Annotated in this window: 16 protein-coding genes; 2 read left to right on the plus strand and 14 right to left on the minus strand. The window is 48.8% G+C overall.

Going from position 1 to position 18127, the window contains the following annotated elements:
- Position 1: 1 nt before the first annotated feature.
- The 14 genes from yxdM to iolA form a co-directional block, all read right to left on the minus strand.
- Complete coding sequence (gene yxdM, locus AC3WTF_RS13300) at positions 2-1870, minus strand: ABC transporter permease YxdM (RefSeq protein WP_039063846.1); 1869 nt, start codon at positions 1868-1870, stop codon at positions 2-4.
- Positions 1845-2618 (minus strand): ABC transporter ATP-binding protein YxdL, encoded by a 774-nt coding sequence (gene yxdL, locus AC3WTF_RS13305; protein ID WP_007614823.1) that lies wholly within the window; start codon positions 2616-2618, stop codon positions 1845-1847. The genes yxdM and yxdL overlap by 26 nt, the downstream gene beginning before the upstream one ends.
- Before the next feature lie 143 nt (positions 2619-2761).
- Positions 2762-3739 carry a two-component system sensor histidine kinase YxdK gene (gene yxdK, locus AC3WTF_RS13310; RefSeq protein ID WP_020958066.1) on the minus strand — a complete coding sequence of 326 codons (978 nt, stop codon included), beginning with the start codon at positions 3737-3739 and terminating at the stop codon, positions 2762-2764.
- Positions 3736-4425, minus strand: coding sequence for a two-component system response regulator YxdJ (gene yxdJ, locus AC3WTF_RS13315; protein WP_004393241.1), 690 nt, complete (start codon positions 4423-4425; stop codon positions 3736-3738). Before yxdJ ends, yxdK begins: the two co-directional genes overlap by 4 nt.
- Before the next feature lie 107 nt (positions 4426-4532).
- Positions 4533-5405, minus strand: coding sequence for a class II fructose-1,6-bisphosphate aldolase (fba, locus tag AC3WTF_RS13320; protein WP_047936327.1), 873 nt, complete (start codon positions 5403-5405; stop codon positions 4533-4535).
- 2 nt (positions 5406-5407) lie between these two features.
- Positions 5408-6250 carry a 2-keto-myo-inositol isomerase gene (gene iolI, locus AC3WTF_RS13325; protein WP_007407832.1) on the minus strand — a complete coding sequence of 281 codons (843 nt, stop codon included), beginning with the start codon at positions 6248-6250 and terminating at the stop codon, positions 5408-5410.
- Between the two features lie 87 nt (positions 6251-6337).
- Positions 6338-7207, minus strand: a complete 870-nt coding sequence (locus AC3WTF_RS13330) for a sugar phosphate isomerase/epimerase family protein (RefSeq protein ID WP_007407833.1) — start codon at positions 7205-7207, stop codon at positions 6338-6340.
- 19 nt (positions 7208-7226) lie between these two features.
- Positions 7227-8261: a bifunctional inositol 2-dehydrogenase/D-chiro-inositol 1-dehydrogenase gene (gene iolG, locus AC3WTF_RS13335; protein ID WP_020958069.1), complete on the minus strand. Its 1035-nt coding sequence runs from the start codon at positions 8259-8261 to the stop codon at positions 7227-7229.
- A 22-nt stretch (positions 8262-8283) separates the two neighbouring features.
- Complete coding sequence (locus AC3WTF_RS13340) at positions 8284-9579, minus strand: MFS transporter (RefSeq protein WP_039063850.1); 1296 nt, start codon at positions 9577-9579, stop codon at positions 8284-8286.
- Positions 9580-9591: 12 nt separating this feature from the next.
- The gene (gene iolE / locus AC3WTF_RS13345) at positions 9592-10488 is read right to left on the minus strand and encodes a myo-inosose-2 dehydratase (RefSeq protein WP_015240906.1); all 897 of its coding nucleotides are present in this window, start codon (positions 10486-10488) and stop codon (positions 9592-9594) included.
- 15 nt (positions 10489-10503) lie between these two features.
- Positions 10504-12417: a 3D-(3,5/4)-trihydroxycyclohexane-1,2-dione acylhydrolase (decyclizing) gene (gene iolD, locus AC3WTF_RS13350; RefSeq protein ID WP_076424806.1), complete on the minus strand. Its 1914-nt coding sequence runs from the start codon at positions 12415-12417 to the stop codon at positions 10504-10506.
- Between the two features lie 24 nt (positions 12418-12441).
- Positions 12442-13434, minus strand: a complete 993-nt coding sequence (gene iolC, locus AC3WTF_RS13355; RefSeq protein ID WP_042635638.1) for a 5-dehydro-2-deoxygluconokinase — start codon at positions 13432-13434, stop codon at positions 12442-12444.
- Between the two features lie 23 nt (positions 13435-13457).
- Positions 13458-14273 carry a 5-deoxy-glucuronate isomerase gene (gene iolB / locus AC3WTF_RS13360; RefSeq protein ID WP_042635639.1) on the minus strand — a complete coding sequence of 272 codons (816 nt, stop codon included), beginning with the start codon at positions 14271-14273 and terminating at the stop codon, positions 13458-13460.
- A gap of 73 nt (positions 14274-14346) precedes the next feature.
- Positions 14347-15810, minus strand: a complete 1464-nt coding sequence (gene iolA / locus AC3WTF_RS13365) for a methylmalonate-semialdehyde dehydrogenase (protein ID WP_059367489.1) — start codon at positions 15808-15810, stop codon at positions 14347-14349.
- 444 nt (positions 15811-16254) lie between these two features.
- Here iolA and AC3WTF_RS13370 point away from each other — a divergent pair, with 444 nt between their 5' ends.
- On the plus strand, positions 16255-17010 hold the full coding sequence (locus AC3WTF_RS13370) for a DeoR/GlpR family DNA-binding transcription regulator (protein ID WP_094031419.1): 756 nt from the start codon (positions 16255-16257) through the stop codon (positions 17008-17010).
- Positions 17011-17087: 77 nt separating this feature from the next.
- Entirely contained in the window at positions 17088-18020 is a 933-nt protein-coding gene (locus tag AC3WTF_RS13375; protein ID WP_007407843.1) for an aldo/keto reductase, read from the plus strand.
- The last annotated feature ends 107 nt before the right edge of the window (positions 18021-18127 follow it).

The raw sequence follows: 18127 nt of genomic DNA on the forward strand, positions 1-18127 counted from the left end.
CTTACTTATTCATTTTTTTCAAATAGCTTGACCGCACTGTGAGGAAGAACAGAAGCTGAAAAATGAAAAACCCTCCGATAGTGAAACTGAGCGGCCCCGCTACATCGGAATAGCCTTCCACGGCCAATGTTCTCAAGGCAAACAGCGTATGCATGACGGCAATGACAAATGGGAAGAAGAACAAAATCGCCAATTGTATCGTCACGCTTTGTGCCATTTCACGCTCACTCAGGCCGATTTTGGCCAATGAACGGTAGCGCTCCCTGTCTTCATCTAAATCGGTGAACAGCCTGAAATATAAGAAACTTGCTGCCGCGACAAAGAAGACGATCGCGATAAACAGGCCGATGAATAAACTCAGGCTCGGCAGCTGCACCGTATCATAGTAGGTGCCGGCTTTTGCCATAAAATCAGAATGGACGTCGATATAGTTGCCGTAAATCTCATTTTTCAAGGATTGGCTGATCCCAAGACTGTCTTTCCAATGATCATAGCTGTAGCCGTATAATGACGCTTTTTCACCGAGTGATTTCAGCTGATCAAAGGTTTGATCGTTCACCGCGATGATGGCATTTAATGAAATCAGCGGTTTTTCGACTTCTTTTACCGTCAGTTTTTGGTCAGACGGCTTGCCTTTTTGGTTCAGCAGCTTCAGCTGATCCGGTGCTTTGTTTTTGAAATTCCGGTCATACGTACCCGGAAAATAGACAGCCTCATCATGTTTCAGGCCGCTCAGCTTGACATGGAAGTATGTTGACACATCCGATTCGCTGATCATGTAAACAGGCGGAACAGTATCTCCTTCCTGATAGCGAATATAGGAAACATTTATTTTGTCTTTCTTATACGTAAAGCCGTGTGTTTTCAGTTCATGGTCAATATCTTTCAAATGAGTCTGTTCTTTTGGGTTGCCGCTGTAAGATAAATACTCCATCTCATAAGCGGACTCTTCCGCCCCGACGGTCGATTTGTACATCGCGAGCACGCCTGTCGCCGTAAACGCTACCGCGGAAATAATGCTGACAATAAAGAACAGGCGGGCGTTGTCTTTTAAACGATAAACAAGATCAGAAACCCAAATGACATTTTTCCCGCGCAGATAAAAGGTTTTCCACTTCTTCAGCGCGCGCAGAATCCAGATGCTGCTTTGGCTGAAAAAGAAATACGTACCGATGACGGTAAGCAGTAAAATGATGAACGGTTGAGTCCCGTGGACATTGCCTTTCAGAACCATGCCGTACCCGCCGCACAGGCAGGCGATGCCGAATATAGACAGAAGCACGGACGGCTTCGGCTCCGGCTTGATCTTGTCAGTGCCCTTTATTAATTTGATCACCGTATTTGATCTGACAAAAAGGATCGTGAACTGCGATAAAAGGAAAAATAAGAGCAGAAATCCGCCGGCCGTAATGCCGAGCGCTTTCCAAGGCATGTACAGAGGCAGCGCGTCCATTTCTAAAATATAAGCGCCGACCGTAAAGAACGTTTTCGAAAAAATGAAGCCTCCGATAATCCCCGCTGCGATCGACATGACGCCGATGATCATGTTTTCCGCCGTAATGAGCTTTCTCAGCTGCACCGGCGTAATACCCTGCATCAGCAGGATGCCGAATTCTTTATTTCTCGATTTCAAAAATGCGTTAACCGAATACAGAACAAATAAGAAAGAAAAAACAAAGATCATCCATTCCGCAGCGGTTAAGCCTTTTCTGGCGATGTTATTCAGGTAGCCTTCCTTTAGTGCCGGATGAAACAGGAACATCGCAAAGGTAAAGAAAATCAAAACGGAAAAAGCGCTGCTTAAAAAGAAAGCAAGATAGGCCCTTTTGTTTCTCGTGACGTTTTTATAAGCGAACTGAAGAAAGGTCATTTGCGTTTCCCCCCAGCATAGACAGCACATCAAGAATCTGCTCATAAAAGACTTGGCGGTTTTCCCCGCGGTAAATCTCATTAAACAGTTCGCCGTCTTTTATAAAGATGACGCGGCGGCAGTAGCTTGCCGCAACCGGATCGTGGGTCACCATCAAAGCCGTGATATGATCATCCTGATTCAGGCTCTGCATCGTTTCCATGACGTCTTTTGACGCTTTGGAATCAAGGTTTCCCGTCGGTTCATCGGCCAGAATGAGTGACGGCTTATGAATGACCGCTCTTGCGATGGCGGCCCGCTGGCGCTGTCCGCCGGATACTTCAAACGTCCGTTTGTTGAGCAGGTCTTCAATTCCGAGCTTTGCCGCGATGCCGTGCAGTTTTTCTTCCATGACAGACGGCGCTTCTTTTTCAAGCGTTAACGGCAGCATGATATTTTCACCGATGGTCAGTGTGTCCAGAAGGTTGAAATCCTGAAACACAAATCCGAGCTGCTTGCGGCGGAAATGAGCGAGCTTTGTCCGCTTCAGCCGGTGCGGGTTTTCTCCGTGAATCAGGATATCGCCTGAATCCGGCCGGTCGATCGTTGAAATGATATTCAAAAGCGTTGTTTTTCCGGAGCCGGACGGTCCCATCACCGCCGTGAACCCGCCTTCTTCTATTGAAAACGAAATTTGTTTTAAAGCTTGATAGGACACTTGTCCTTTATAGGTTTTATTTATATGTTTGACTTCAAGCATATTCGCCATGAAAATCCTCCTTATGGTTTTATTCTTGTTGGTCTGGGCTGCTTTCATGTAGTGCCGGGGCATTTAACATAAAAATCCCCTTGACATAAATCCATGTTATCAAGGGGAAACAAAACGAGCTATGTTGTTTTCTTAACGCAGCCTTACATTTTTGTAAGAAATGAAAATCGGACCGATGTCCCTTCACCGGAGGACGAAGTGATGTCCACCGTATGATTAAGCTTGCCCGTAATTTCTTTGACGAGATGAAGGCCGATTCCCGTAGATTCTTGGAAACGCCGTCCGTTTTCGCCGGTGTAATAAGGGTCAAACACCCGCTTGATATCTTGCGAGGGAATGCCGACACCGTAATCTTTGACTTCAAGCACCGTCCTGTCTTCATCGCGGAAGACATTCAGCTCAAGTCTGTCACTCTTGCCTGCCGAATACTTGACCGCATTTGTGACCACTTGGCCGATCGCAAATTTGAGCCATTTCGCATCGGTGTAAATCTGATGATCATCGCGAATATCCATTTTCGGATAGACGCGGTATTGAATAAAAAATCGTTTATAGCTTTGAATGACCGATTGGAGAAGCTCTGATAAGGAAACCGCTTCAACTTTAAAATCCCGCTCAAACAGGTCGAGCCTTGAAGAATAAAGAAGCGTCTCCAGCCCGAATTCAATCTGCCGGACCTCTTTTTTGATTTGTTCAAAGACGGGCTCATCCTCTTCCTGAATGATTAAATTAATGACCGACAGCGGCGTTTTTACTTGGTGCACCCATTGGTTCATATACGTCACCCGCGCGTCAAGCTTGGCTTCGGTCTCATGGAGCTTCTGGTGCTGCATCCGGGTCAGCTCCATCTGCTTTTCATACAGCTCTGAACAAAACACTGAAGAACCGAGATACGGGATGTCCGTCCCTTCCTGCTCCGAGCTGAGCCAATGATACACACCGCGGTCTTTGTACCAGCGATAGGCAAGATATCCCGCCAAAATAAGAAGCTGCACGCCCAATATGTAAAACAGGTGGGAAAAAGAATGAAGACCCGCAAACCAGTAATAAAAGAAAACAAACAGCCCTTGAAGGAGAAAAAGCAGAATCAGCACGGCATGAGACCGGAGAAACAGCTTCATGACAGCGCCCTCAGCTGGTAGCCTTCGCCCCGCACCGATTCAATGGAAACAGGCGCGTTCAGCTCCCGCAATTTTTTTCTGAGCCGCGTGATATACACGTTAAGCGTATTATCATCGACGAAAATATCGGTGTCCCACGTTTTTTCCATGAGCCGGTCTCTTCCCGTCACCTTTTCTCCCCGCTCCAGCAGCACTTCCAAAAGCTTGCTTTCTTTTTTAGAAAGCTCGCTTTTTTCGTCCTGAAAGCGCAGTTCAAACCGTTCCACAAAGAGCTGCACACCGGCATATTCAACCACTTTCTCTCCCTGCTTGGCGGCGTACTCTCCGTACGCCCTCCGGATCTGGCTTTTGATTTTCGCCAGCACAATATCGTAGGAAAACGGTTTTTCGATATAATCATCTCCGCCGTTTTCAATCGCCATCACCTGATCCATTTCCCCGCTTCTGGCAGAGATGAAAATGATCGGGCTTGTAGAATGCTGGCGGATCTGGCGGCACCAATAATAGCCGTCATAAGACGGCAGATTGATATCAAGCAGCACCACATCAGGCTTTTCCCGCAAAAAAACATCAAGAACAGCCGTGAAATCCGCGGCGGCCACGGTTTGATATCCGTATTTTTCAAGGTAATTCTGCAATAGTCCGCGAATGTCTTCACTATCTTCCACAATCATGATTTTATTCAAACTGAACCACTCCCGTTTCTTACACTGCTGCCATCATCATAATCGTTTCGGGCGTACGGGCGCAACACCGCACAAAAAAACCGCCACCTTGGCGGTTTCCGTTCTCATCAGCCGACCTGCTGTTTTACAGCTTTACCGGCTGATCCGAACTCTCTCATTTTGCTTCGCACTGTCTCTTCCACGGCTTCAATGCCGGGTGTCATGTAGCCGCGTGGTTCGTACAGATCGCCGTTTTCCTGAAACATGCGGCGTGTTTCTTCTGTCCAGGCGACCATACATTCCGTGTTGATATTGATTTTCGCGTGGCCGAGCGTGATGGCTTTTTTGATCTGTTCCTGCGGAATCCCGGATGCTCCGTGAAGAACGAGAGGAATATCAGTCATGCGGGAGATAGCCTCCATTTCTTTAAATCCGAGATTCGGTTCACCTTGATATTTGCCGTGGACGGAGCCGAGGGCGGCGGCCAGCGCGTCGATATTGGTTTCTTTGACGATCCGCTCACATTCGGCGACATCGGCATAGCGGACCCCGCCGACCAGCCCGTCTTCCATGCCGCCGACCGTGCCGACTTCTGCTTCTACTGAGACGCCGTGCTTAGCCGCATAATCGGCGACTTCTTTTGTCATCGCGATGTTCTCATCAATCGGATGATGGGAGCCGTCAATCATCACTGAGCTGAAGCCGGCGTCAATGGCCTGTCTGCAGCGTTCCGCACTGCTTCCGTGATCAAGATGGAGCACGACGGGAACGGTAATCGCCATTTCTTCCATTAACGCGCCGACCATGGCGGAAATCGTTTTAAATCCGCCTAAATAGTCGACCAGACGATCGGAAGCCGCGGCGATGACCGGCGATTGCTCCTTTTGCGCCGCTTGCAGAATCGCCTTCGTCCATTGGAGGCCGTTGATATTAAATTGGCCGACTGCATAATGCTCCCGTTTCGCTTCTGCAAGAAGATGTTTCATGGTGACAAAAGCCATGTTCACGCCTCCTTCATGAAGTATTTTGATACGACGGCTTCCGTTGTTTCCTTTGCCGTTTTGATCGTTTCCTCCGCAGTCAGCTTATAATATTCAGGTCTGAACAGCTCTACGGAGACAACATCATTGAATCCGATTTCTTTTAACGCTGACAGATGGGCGTCTAAGTCAATCGCACCCTGTCCAGGCCAGACGCGGTCTTCATCTGTTAAAAAGCCGATCGGAAAGTCTTCTGTATCGTCGATATGATAGATGAAAATTTTCTTTCCGTCCGCCTGCTTCAAGCTCTCAATATTGGAGCCCATCGCGTGGAAATGGAAGCTGTCAAACACCAGTCCGACATTATCGCGGCCGACAGCGTTCACGATGTCATACGCCTGTTCAAATGTATTGACCGTACATTGCGGGTGGCCGACAAATTCAAGGGCAATGTTTACGCCGTACGGCTCCGCGATGTCCGAAAGCTCAGTCAGCACCTCTATGCTGCTCTTTTTGATCTCTTCTTTCAAGATCTTCCGCTCTGTCACAAGCGGCACGGCCACCACATATTTCACGCCGAGCGTCCTGCAGGTTTCCATCATGCTTTTGAATTCCGAAATGATCTCCCTATAGCCCTTCTCATCACGGTTGTTGAAGAAAACCAGTGCGTTCAGGGCAAGCGGTTTAATGTGATGGGTGCGAAAATATTCCGCCAGATCGGCCAGTGAATGGTCTTTTAAGTATTCCGGCAGTTTATCCATTGTGCGGATTTCAATATAATCATAGCCGTGCTTTTCGCACAGTTCTAAATCCTGTTTCAGGTTTGAATTCTCCAGCGTAGTCGCTTCATTAAAGCAAAGTTTCATGTCAGCCTCTCCCATCCGCGTTTTCGATATGAAGGGAGTCCGGCTGGAGGGCTTTTTTGCCCCGCTCCGCCGAACTCCATACTCAGCTTATGCCATACCTAATTCTTCCTTTAATTTCTTAAGCGTGGTCCGGCTTGATTCATCCGCTCTTTCGCCGACCCAAGCAAAAACGGCGTTCGTCGCAATTCCGTCGAATTTCATCTCTCTCATCTTTCTGAAAATCGTTTCAAAATCAACCTCGCCTTGCCCGATGTCCAAATGCTGGTGAACCGTTACTTTCGCGTCAGGCGGGTTGACGATGTAGCGCAGGCCATGCGCCGCTTTATGATTAAAAGTATCTGCAAATAAAACATGTGTGAGGCGGTCGCCGGCTTCATCAAACATGGTCGCAATATCGCCTTTTCCGTCATCATAGAAGAACGTATGCGCAGTCGAGTAGACAAGATTGATCCAATCCTTGTCAAGCGCGCGGATCATATCCATCGCCCCTTTGTGCGTTTCGATAAAATCGTATGGATGAGCCTGCAGATTGAGTTTAACGCCTTCTTTTTCAAAGACGGGCAGCAGCTCATCCATGGATTTGATAAATTTTTCTTCACTTGTCAACGGATCATATTTTGAACCGCTGAATTCACTGTTCATCAAATCCACTTCAAGTTCAACCGCAATTTCGATCGCCCGTTTCCAGTTGCGCACGGCGGCCTGACGACGGTCTTCATCAGGACCCGCCCAGTGGTAAAGCGGAAGAAGAGAGGACAGCTTCACACCTGTATCTTTTAAAAGGCGCTTCAATTGTTTGATTTTTGCTGAATCGACTTTCGGATATTTATAGAAAGGACAAAAATCCTCGCGCGGAGACAGTTCGATATATTCGTATCCGAGTTCCGCCGTTTTATAGACCATTTCTTCTAACGTTAAATCATCGCGGTACATGGATGGATCTAAGGCCAGTTTCATTTCTTTCACTCCCGATCTATTATTTGTTCACAGTCGTAAATGATTGGTAGAATGCCGGTTTCTCTTGCAGCGCCACAGGCTCTTTCTGCCCGGATTCCTGAGCTTTTACGCACGCGTCAGTTGTCACCGCGGCAATATAACCGTCCCATGCCGTCGGACCGCTGACTTCGCCTTTATTCCGGATCGAATCAATGAAGTCTTGAATTTCCACATCATACGCAGCCACAAATCGGCGCTGCCAATCCATCAGGATATCGGTGCTGAATTTCCCTTCTTTTCTCAAGCTGATGCTTGATGGTTCCGGAAGCTTGATAACGCCGTCTTCCCCAACGATTTCACATTGAATGTCATAGCCGTATTTACAGTTCACGTAGATTTCGGCATTGATGACGATGCCGCCTTTTGTTTCGATGATGACCATCTGCGGATCTTTCAGATGCGGCAGCGCATTTTTTGATTTCTTCGGATAGATCACCTGTACGGATTCATAGTCGTCATTGACGAGCCAGTGGAGGACATCAATTTCATGAACGAGCGTATCGACGACGGCCATGTCCGTTGAATAATTCGATGCGACTGTCGGGTTGCGGTGCGCACAGTGAATCATCAGCGGCTCGCCGACCACGCGGTTGTCAATCGCTTCTTTCAGCTGAACGTAACCGCTGTCATACCTGCGCATGAAACCTACCTGCACCAATCGTTTTCCCGTCTTCATTTCTTCCTCGACAATGCGCATACAGCCTTCTGCCGTTGTCGCAAGCGGCTTTTCACAAAACACGTGCTTGCCGTGCTGAATCGCTTTCAAAACGCTGGACTCGTGAGCCGGGCCCCAGCTTGTCACTAAGACGGCATCCACATTTTCAGCAGCGAGGAGGCTGTCGTCATCAGGATAAACGGAGGCGTTCAAATTGAAATCCTGAACGGTCTGCTGCGCGGCCTCCTGATTCACATCTGTGACAGCGGTAATTTCCGCGCCGGACAGCTTATTTGTGATGCGGTTGATGTGCTCTTTTCCGATAGCACCGGTTCCGATAACACCTATACGTAAATTCATTGATCGCCACTCCTTCTGATAATCAAATAATGGTTCTCGTCTTTCTTTTCCCGCTGCCGTCCTGAGGAGCGCCGTACAGTTCCTCCTGTATCTGTTCAAGCGACTTGCCGGACGTATTCGGCGCGAAGACAAGCCCGATGATCATACTGGCCGTCACACATATGAGCAGAATACCGGCCATAAAACCGATGCCGAATTGTGACATGATGACCGGCACAAATAAACTCCAAATTCCGATTGAAATACGGACGAGAAAGAACATGAGCCCTTGTGCTGACGCTCTGTGTTCTGTCGGGAACAGCTCGCTTGCCCACAGCTGGTAGTTCGCCTGCTGGCCGGCTCCGTTATTGATGCCGATCGCTAAAACAAACAAAAGCAGCATCGGGAGCCCCTGAAACGGCAGTAAAAACAGCGACCAGCCGACAACGGCCATACATGCGCAGATTCCGAACACCGTTTTCCGATATTTATCTGCAAAAGGCATGAAGATACAGGCGACGCCGAGCCCGGTGAAGATAAACAGGGCCATCTGCAGAATGTTGGCCGTATTTGCGGATACGCCGCCGACCTGCTGGTAGATGTACGGCATGAAGAATCCCATGACGCCCGCTGCGAGATTCCATACGAGAAACACACCCATTAAAAACAAAATGTTCTTGAAAAATTTCGGCTGAAGCAGGTCAAAATAAGATGTTTTTTTCACGGCGGCAGGCCGCTCTTCACTGTTTTTCCAGGCATCCGACTCAGGTAAACGCTTTCTTATCACATATGTGATCAGGGCAATCACCAATAGATGCGCAAAGACAATTTTATTTCCTAAAAGCCCGAGGTCACCGACCAAAACGGATAACAGCAGAACCACAACGGCTCCTGCGGCCCACGCCACCTGCGCCACTCCGCAATGCCTCGCCCGGTTTTTCTCAGGGGCGTTTTCCGCGATAATGGTCCATGAAGCTGTAATATCCGCGCCTACAGAAATCCCGATAATCATGTATCCGCATAACAGCATGGGAAAGTTGAATCCAAACAAAACCAAACAAATTCCTAAGGCGTAGACGAGCATACTGTTTGTGTATACAGCTTTTCGTCCGACCTTATCAGCCAAATACCCGCCGAGCAGCGCTCCGATGGCCGCTGATATCGCGTTTGCGCTGAAGGCGCCGAGCAATCCGATCTGGCTGTCGGACAGCTTTAAATAGCTGACCCACATAGATAAACCCGCTGATCCTGCCACGATGGAACCCGCATCAATGTAATTTGCTAATGCTGCGGCGATGGTCCTTTTGCTGAAAGCTGATTCCGCCTTGGCACTATTCATATAAGTCCCCCTCTAATTTGCAGGATCAAGCAGTTCACTGTCGATGTACTTTCTCGCAATCAGCGCGTACTCAAGCGGATTGGCGACTGCCGGGTCTTGTTCGGCTTCGATGACGATCCAGCCTGAATAATCATGACGGACGAGCGTTCGGTATACTTCGGTAAAATCGATGCATCCGTCTCCGGGAACCGTAAAAATGCCCTGTAAAAACGACTGCCTGAATGACTTGCCTTCCTGTCTGCACCGCTCCATAATGTCAAACCGGGCGTCCTTGAAATGAACGTGTCTGATCCGATCCATATGCTTGTTGAGAATCGTCATATAGTCTCCGTCCGAGATATAGGCATGGCCGGTATCATAAAGTAAATGGACATACCGCGGGTCCGTTCCATCCATCAGCCGGTCAACTTCTTCCGCCGTCTGGACGCCTGTGCCGAGATGATGATGAAACGTGAGGTCCAGCCCGTATTCGCCAGCGATTTTCCCGAGACGGTTCAAGCCTTGGCACAGCGTATCCCATTCTTCATCTGAGAAATGCGGTTTTTCCTTAAATACATCAATGTCCAAGCCCTGAACGCTGTACGTCTGTTCAGAAACGATGGCGACATCCGCTCCGACTTTCTGCAAATAATCACAGTGTTCTGTAAATTGTTCAGCCGTTTTTTCAATACCGTCTTGTATGATAAAGCTGCTGAACCATTTCCCCGCAATCCGCAAGTTCCGGAGAGCCAGCTCCTTATTGAGGACGGAGGGTTCAGGGAAAAACCCTCCCACTTCCGTACCTTGAAAGCCGGCGACAACAATATCGCTTAACAAATGCTGCAGCGTATTCCCGGCTCCGATTTCCGGCATATCGTCATTGCGCCACCCAATGGGAGCGATGCCCCACAGAATATCTTGTTTGCCCATCGTGATGCCTCCCCTCTAGTACTGCTTTGCAGACTTCAGCTTCGTCTCTTTCGCTTCGTATGCCCGCTGAACGCTTTCCTGCTCCGACACTTCCGCCACGCCGACATGCCACCAGCTGTCATAGCCGTCCGTCATCGTTTTCGGCAGAACCTTCATTTCAATTAAAGTGGATACGTCTTGCGTTTTCGCATCTTCAAGCGCCGCTTTCAGTTCTTCAACCGTATTGGCTCTGTATGTTTTAGCGCCGTAACCCTCTGCCACCTTCGCGTAATCAACGTTTAAAATCTGATTGTCCTCTGTGCGGAACTCGCAAAAATAACTGCCGCTCCCGTGATCCATCTGCAGGTTGTTGATACAGCCGAATCCGGAGTTGTCAAAGAGCAGGACATTGATTTTTTTGTTATATTGAAGCGCGGTAATCAGCTCTGAGTGCAGCATCAGAAAGCTTCCGTCGCCGACGAGTGAATAGACTTCTTTGTCGGGATGGGCCAGCTTGAGGCCGAGCGTGCCTGATACTTCATACCCCATGCAGGAATAGCCGTACTCGAGGTGGTACGTATTCGGGACGTTGGAATGCCACAGCCGCTGCAAATCCCCCGGAAGAGATCCCGCCGAACTGATGACGACGCTGTCTTCAGGAATCGTGTCATTGATGGTCAACAGCGCCGTTGTCTGCGGCAGCTCAGTCTCGAGCGCGTCGGCATACTCGTTTAACACGTCCTGTGAAAAATGGTTCTTAATTTCCGGTTCAAACGCGTCACGTGTAAAAGTGACCTTGCCGAGCCGGTCCCGTTCAGCAAGCCATTCATCTTTCCAGTCTTTAATCGCCGTGCCGAATGCACTTTTATATCCGTCTAATAAGCCGTGCAGCCTGCCGAGCGTCACTTTCGCATCGGCTACAACCTGAAACGCGTCAAGCTTGTAAGCCTGCATGCGGCTGACGTTGATATTCAAAAATTTTGCTTTGTCAAAATCAAACGCCGTTTTCGAGGATGTCGCAAAGTCCGTGTACCGTGTGCCGACACCGATGATCAGATCAGCCTGGCGGGCGGCTTTGTTTGCAGCGAGGGTGCCCGTGATGCCCATGCCGCCCAGATTGTTGGCGAAATCGGCTTCAACCGTTGACTTGCCGGCCTGCGTTTCGACAAGCGGAATGCCGTATGTTTCAGAAAGCGCGATTAATTCCTCACGCGCGCCGGAGTACTTCGCGCCTCCGCCCACTAAAATGACGGGACGGCTGCTCTCCTTAATTCTCTCCGCGGCGCCTTTCAGTTCACGCTCGCTCGGCTGCATCCGGTCAATGTAATGAACGCGTTTTTCAAAGAAGCTTTCATCAAAATCAAATGCTTCTCCCTCTACATCCTGAGAAATGCAGATGGTCGCCGGACCCGCTTTTGCCGGATCTGTCATCACTTCAAACGCCCGGATTAAGCTGCTCATCAGCTGCTCGGGGCGGGTGATGCGGTCCCAATAGCGGGACACGGGCTTTAACGCATCGTTTGTTGTGACGGCGGCACTGTATTCCTGCTCCACCTGCTGAAGCACCGGGTCAGGCTGCCTCGTCGCAAAGGTATCGGCCGGAAGCAGCAGCACCGGGATATGATTGGCCAGCGCCGTACCCGCGGCAGCCGTCAAGTTAGCGGCACCCGGACCGACCGATGTCGATACCGCGTAAATTTTTCTTCTCAGCATCTGCTTGCTGTATGCCATCGCGGCATGCGCCATGCCTTGTTCGTTTTTGCCTTGATAGACTTTCAGGTGCCCGGCGTCCTGCTCAAGCGCCTGCCCGATCCCCAACACATTTCCGTGGCCGAAAATCGTGAAGATGCCCTCAACGAACGGCTCTTCTTTTCCGTCAACATGAATGTACTGCCGGTTCAAGAATTGAATCAGCGCTTGTGCTGTCGTTAAGCGAATTGTCTTACCCACAAACGATCCCACCTTTTATACGTTCTATTTACCGTTAAGACTGTGCTGCGCTTCAATCAGTTCGATGATTTCACCGGCAGCCGGCATTGCTTCTGAGGAGCTGTGTTTGCTGACGACGATGGAAGCGGAAGCGCTCCCGTATTTTAAAGCCGTTTCAATATCCCGGCCGCTGACAAGTCCGTAGATGAAGGCTGACGCATAGGAATCACCCGCTCCGAAGGTCTTCAGCACCTTTGTTTTATAGGCATGCGCCCGGAAAACTTCTCCCGATCTGCTGTATGCGTATGATCCGTCAACGCCGTGCTTAATGACGACAAGATCGGCGGAATGCGCAAACAAATGGCGGACGGTTTCATCGTTATCTCCGCCGCTGCGGTTTTCCATTACGTCAAATTCGTCACGCGTACCGATGACGATATCGGATTGTTCCGCCACCAGCGTGTAGTACACGGCTGTTTCTTCTGCCGATTGCCATGTATACGGACGGTAGTCGAGCTCAAACACGACTTTTACGTCATGTTTTTTTGCGATATGCACCGCTTTTAAGACGGCTTCGCGCGACGGGCTTTTCGCAAGCGCCGTACCTGATACGAGCAGCATTTTCGCGTTTGCGATGTAGCCTTCATTGACTTCGGACGGCTCAAGATACAAATCCGCCACGTCATCCCGGTACATCAGGATGCTGCACTCTTCGGGACTGAGAATTTCCGTAAAAGCGAGCCCGGCTTTGCGTCCTTCTCTGTCAACGGTCATTTGTGACGTATCAACGCCCTTTTCCTGCATATAGGAAACGATGAATCTGCCGTGCTGGTCATCCGGGATTTTGCCGATAAAACCGGCTTTTAATCCGAGCTTGGCGCTGCCGATCGCAATATTTGCCGGGGAGCCGCCGACATATTTAGAAAACGTCATCGTTTCTTCCATCGGCCGGTTGTATTCCGCAGCATTCAAATCAATACACGCGCGTCCGATCGCGACAATATCAAACTCTTTTTCTTCATTAAATGTATATTTCATCGTTATCTGCCACTCCTCACTTGTTAGCGTTCCAGGATCCATTCATGGGCCGGATCATTATGAAACTTCCATTTTCGTGTCGGTCCCGCCATTACATTCAGGTAGTAAGAGGTATACCCGTCCGGAACACCAACCGGGTGATAGCCCGCCGGCACGATGACAACGTTTTCATTTTCTGCGGTCATCGTCTCGTCAATCGAGCGGTCGTCCGTGTACACACGCTGGAAGACAAAACCCTGCGGCGGGTCCGTTTCATGGTAATAGGTTTCTTCTAAAAAGGATTCAGCCGGCAGATTGTCTTGGTCATGTTTATGAGGCGGATAGCTCGACCAGTTGCCGCTGTCCGTGTAAACTTCAACAACGAGAAGGCTGTTTGCCGATGGATCTGAATCGGGGAGAATATTATGAACGGTTCGTTTGTTTGCCAGCTTGCCGCGATGTTCCACACCGTTGTCTTCCGCTTTAATCAGCTTTGTCGGAAGCTGGTATTCGGACGGAGAATAGCACAGCGCGACCCTCGCCCCGCTGACCGCTGTGATTTCAAAAGAGCGGTCATTGGACACATAAACGCTGTCCGTCGGTTTTCTTTCAAATACGCTTTCACGGGTGCCGATGCTTTCAAATGTCTGATCATAATCAGTGACGGTGATTTTTCCCGTTACCGCAACGATGCAGCACTCCGTCTTTTTCAAATCTTCTGTATATGCGGAACCGGGAGTGAGGTCAACGACTTTAAATCCGACGTATTTGAGGTCTGAATTGGCTGAAGTGACGTCATGTATGATGTTCACGCCTTGAGAAATCTCATCGGCCTGCGGTTTGCGCAGCAAATGACTCATGTTTATTCCTCCTTAATGGATGGTAAAAGAAAACCCGGACGGAATCACAAAGCCGTCCGGGCCGGCTGTCAGATCAATTGAAGTCAGGAGACGGGTATCGTGCCGTCACGACTTTTTTACGTGTATAGAAGTCGACGCTGTCTTTTCCGTTTGCGTGCAATGTGCCGAAGAAAGAAGACTTCCAGCCAGAGAACGGGAAGAATGCCATCGGCGCCGGGACGCCAAGGTTGATGCCGAGCATTCCCGCGTCAATATTCTCACGGAAGTAGCGGATCGCGTTCGCATTTGAAGTGAACAGACACGCGCCGTTCGCAAATTCAGACTGGTTGGCGATGTCCACCGCTTCTTTTAAGTTTTTCACGCGGATGACCGACAGAACGGGCGCAAAGATTTCATCTTTCCAGATCGTCATATCCGTCGTCACGTTGTCAAAAATCGTCGGTCCGACGAAATAGCCGTCTTCCGTTGCGTTTTCACGCCCGTCACAAAGAAGTCTCGCTCCTTCTTCGATGCCTTTTTCAATATAGCTGTGCGTGCGTTTTTTGTTGTCCTCGCGGATGACCGGGCCTAAGAACACGCCGTCATCCAGTCCGTTTCCGATCTTGATGTCCGCTGCTTTTTCCTGTAATTTCGAAATAAACTCATCGGCGATTCCTTCTTCAACCGTCACAACCGCGCATGCCATGCAGCGCTCTCCTGCCGAACCGAATGCCGCACCGATAATGTTTGTCACCGTATCTTCAAGGTGGGCGTCATTTAACACGATCGTATGGTTTTTCGCGCCCGTTAACGCCTGCACGCGTTTCAAATGTTCGCTGCCTTTTTTGAAAACATACTCGCCGACAGGTTTTGAACCGACGAATGAGATGGCTTTAATCTCCGGATGTTCAAGAACGCCGTTTACGACGTCATGCGCGCCGTGCACGACATTGAAGACGCCCTTCGGCAGACCGGCCTGTTCAAACAGCTCTGCCAGTTTTTCCGTTAACAGCGGCGTGCGCTCAGACGGCTTCAGAATGAACGTATTTCCTAACGAAATCGCCATCGGGAACATCCAGCACGGGACCATCATCGGGAAGTTGAACGGTGCGATACCTCCGACCACCCCGATCGGATAGCGGTAGTTCGCCGCCTCTACATCCGTCGCAATAGAGGCAAGTGAATCGCCCATCATGAGTGACGGCGCGCCCGCTGCGAATTCGACGTTTTCAATTCCGCGACCCACTTCACCGAGTGCCTCCGTCGTGTTTTTACCGTTTTCCAAAGTAATCAGACGGGCAAGCTCTTCTTTGTTCTGCTGGAGAAGCTGCTGATAGTTAAATAGAATTCTCGCACGGCGCGGCACTGCCGTCTTTGACCATGTTTGAAATGCCTCTGACGCTGAGCGGACGGCGTATTCCACATCCTCCCGCGTAGAAATCGGAACCTGGCACATCACTTCTTTTGTAGCCGGATTGACAACGTCTTCATATTGATCTGTCTTACTTTCAACCCATTCACCATTGATGTAGTTTTTCAGTTTTCTGATCTCTGCCATTCTCATTGCCTCCTTAAATAGTAAACATCCTGTTCAGCTGGATAATAACGGATGAATATATTCATCTTTTACATATAAAAGACATGAATTAAACGCTTACAAATGCTAAAATGATGGTGACTCCCAATCTTTCCATGTAAAAGTTGGTCATGTACCGGAAAAAGCAAACGGTTACATCTTTCACTTTTGATTTTACAGGTTATGTTTTGGTCATTTCTTGGTTACATTGTAAGCCCAACACATCTTCAAGTCAATCTAAAAAATCAAAATTTTTTCATTATTTTTATCATACTTTTTTTGATCGGGAAAACAGGAACTTGGAGAACCGTGTCGAATCGTACGGCGTGAACCCTCTTTTTTATCATTTGTTAAGTAACTATTGATTAACTCTTGGTGTTTATTATATATTTTAATTACTTTAAGAATTCTAGAAGGAGTTTTTTTATGAAACTGATGCGGATTCAGGAGATGGAAGATTACATTCTCAAACACGGAGCCACTTCGCTGGATGAGCTGTGCGAGGTATTCAACGTCTCTAAAAACACGGTCAGACGCGATATTAATAAGCTTGCGGAAAAAGGGGTTATCAAAAAGGTGTACGGCGGCGTGACATCAGCCGAAAAATCTGTGCTCGTCCCTTTTGAGAACCGCACCATTCAACATCAGGACGAAAAAATCAAAATCGCCCGCTATGCGTCACGGTTTATCGAGGATCACGATCTTGTATTTATTGATTCCGGCACGACGACCAAATCGATGCTGGAGACGCTTGATCCCGATAAGAATGTGACGGTTTTGACGAACAGCCTTGATATTATTAACGCTGCTTCATCCATGAAAAATATCGACCTGATCATCATCGGCAATAATTACAAGCGGAAGACAAGGTCGTTTGTCGGCATTGATGATCCGAGCACACTCAATAAATACAACATTAACAAGGCGTTCATGTCCGCTACCGGGACAACGATCACCCACGGCCTGACGAATTCCGACTTACTGGAATACGAGGTGAAAAAGAAAATTTCCGAAAAGGCGAACGAAGTGTATCTGCTCGCGGATCATTCCAAATTCGGCAAATCCACGCTTTTGACATACGCGCCTTTCGACCGGCTTCACAGCATTGTCACTTCTCAGCAGCTCGATGAGGAATATACGAAGTATTGCCAAGAGCATCAAATCGACATTCACTTGGCATAGCGTTATAGTTAATAGAGAACGCTGCCGTATTTTTCCGGCAGCCGCTATGATATCCAATTTTTTCAGGGGGCGAAAACATGAGCAAAGTAACAATCGGCAAAACTGACCTAAAGGTATTTCCGATCGGTTTGGGAACAAATGCGGTCGGCGGACACAATCTCTATCCGAATCTGAATGAAGAAACGGGAAAAGAATTGGTCCGGGAAGCGATTAAAAGCGGCGTTACCATGTTAGATACCGCCTATATTTACGGTGTGGGCCGTTCTGAAGAATTAATCGGCGAGGTGCTGAAAGAATGCAACCGCGAGGATGTCTTCATCGCCACAAAAGCCGCTCACAGAAAAGAAGGCGATGACTTTGTTTTCGACAATTCACCGGCCTTTTTGAAACAATCGGTCGAAGACAGCCTGAAACGCCTGCAGACTGATTACATCGATTTATTCTACATCCATTTCCCGGATGAGCACACGCCGAAGGACGAAGCCGTTCAAGCGTTGAATGAGCTGAAAAAAGAAGGAAAAATCCGTTCCATCGGCGTATCCAATTTCTCTTTGGAGCAGCTGAAAGAAGCCAATAAAGACGGCTTAGTCGATGTGATTCAAGGAGAATACAACCTGCTGAACCGTGAGGCGGAAAAGACTTTCTTCCCTTATACGACAGAACACGGCATCTCATTCATTCCGTACTTCCCGCTCGTATCCGGACTGCTGGCCGGCAAATACGACGAGAACACAACCTTCCCTGAAGGCGACCTGCGCAATGACCAGGCGCATTTCCAAGGGGAGCAGTTTAAAGAAAACATCAAAAAAGTCAACCAGCTCAAACCGATTGCCGAAAAGCACAATGCCGATACGGCGCATATCGTGCTTGCCTGGTACTTGGCGAGACCTGAAATCGATATCCTGATTCCGGGCGCCAAACGCGCGGATCAATTAAAAGACAACATGAAAGCAGCCTCCATTACGCTATCTGCTGAAGAAATCGCGTTTATCGACAAGCTGTTTTCCTAAGAAAAAAACACGCCTCTTAAAGGGGACTGACCCCCGTTTTTGAGACAGGGGTCAAAACACCTTTTAAACAGCCAATTGCCGATAGTTTATCGGTGATTGGTTGTTTA

Source organism: Bacillus sp. EB106-06-01-XG163, assembly GCF_058791615.1.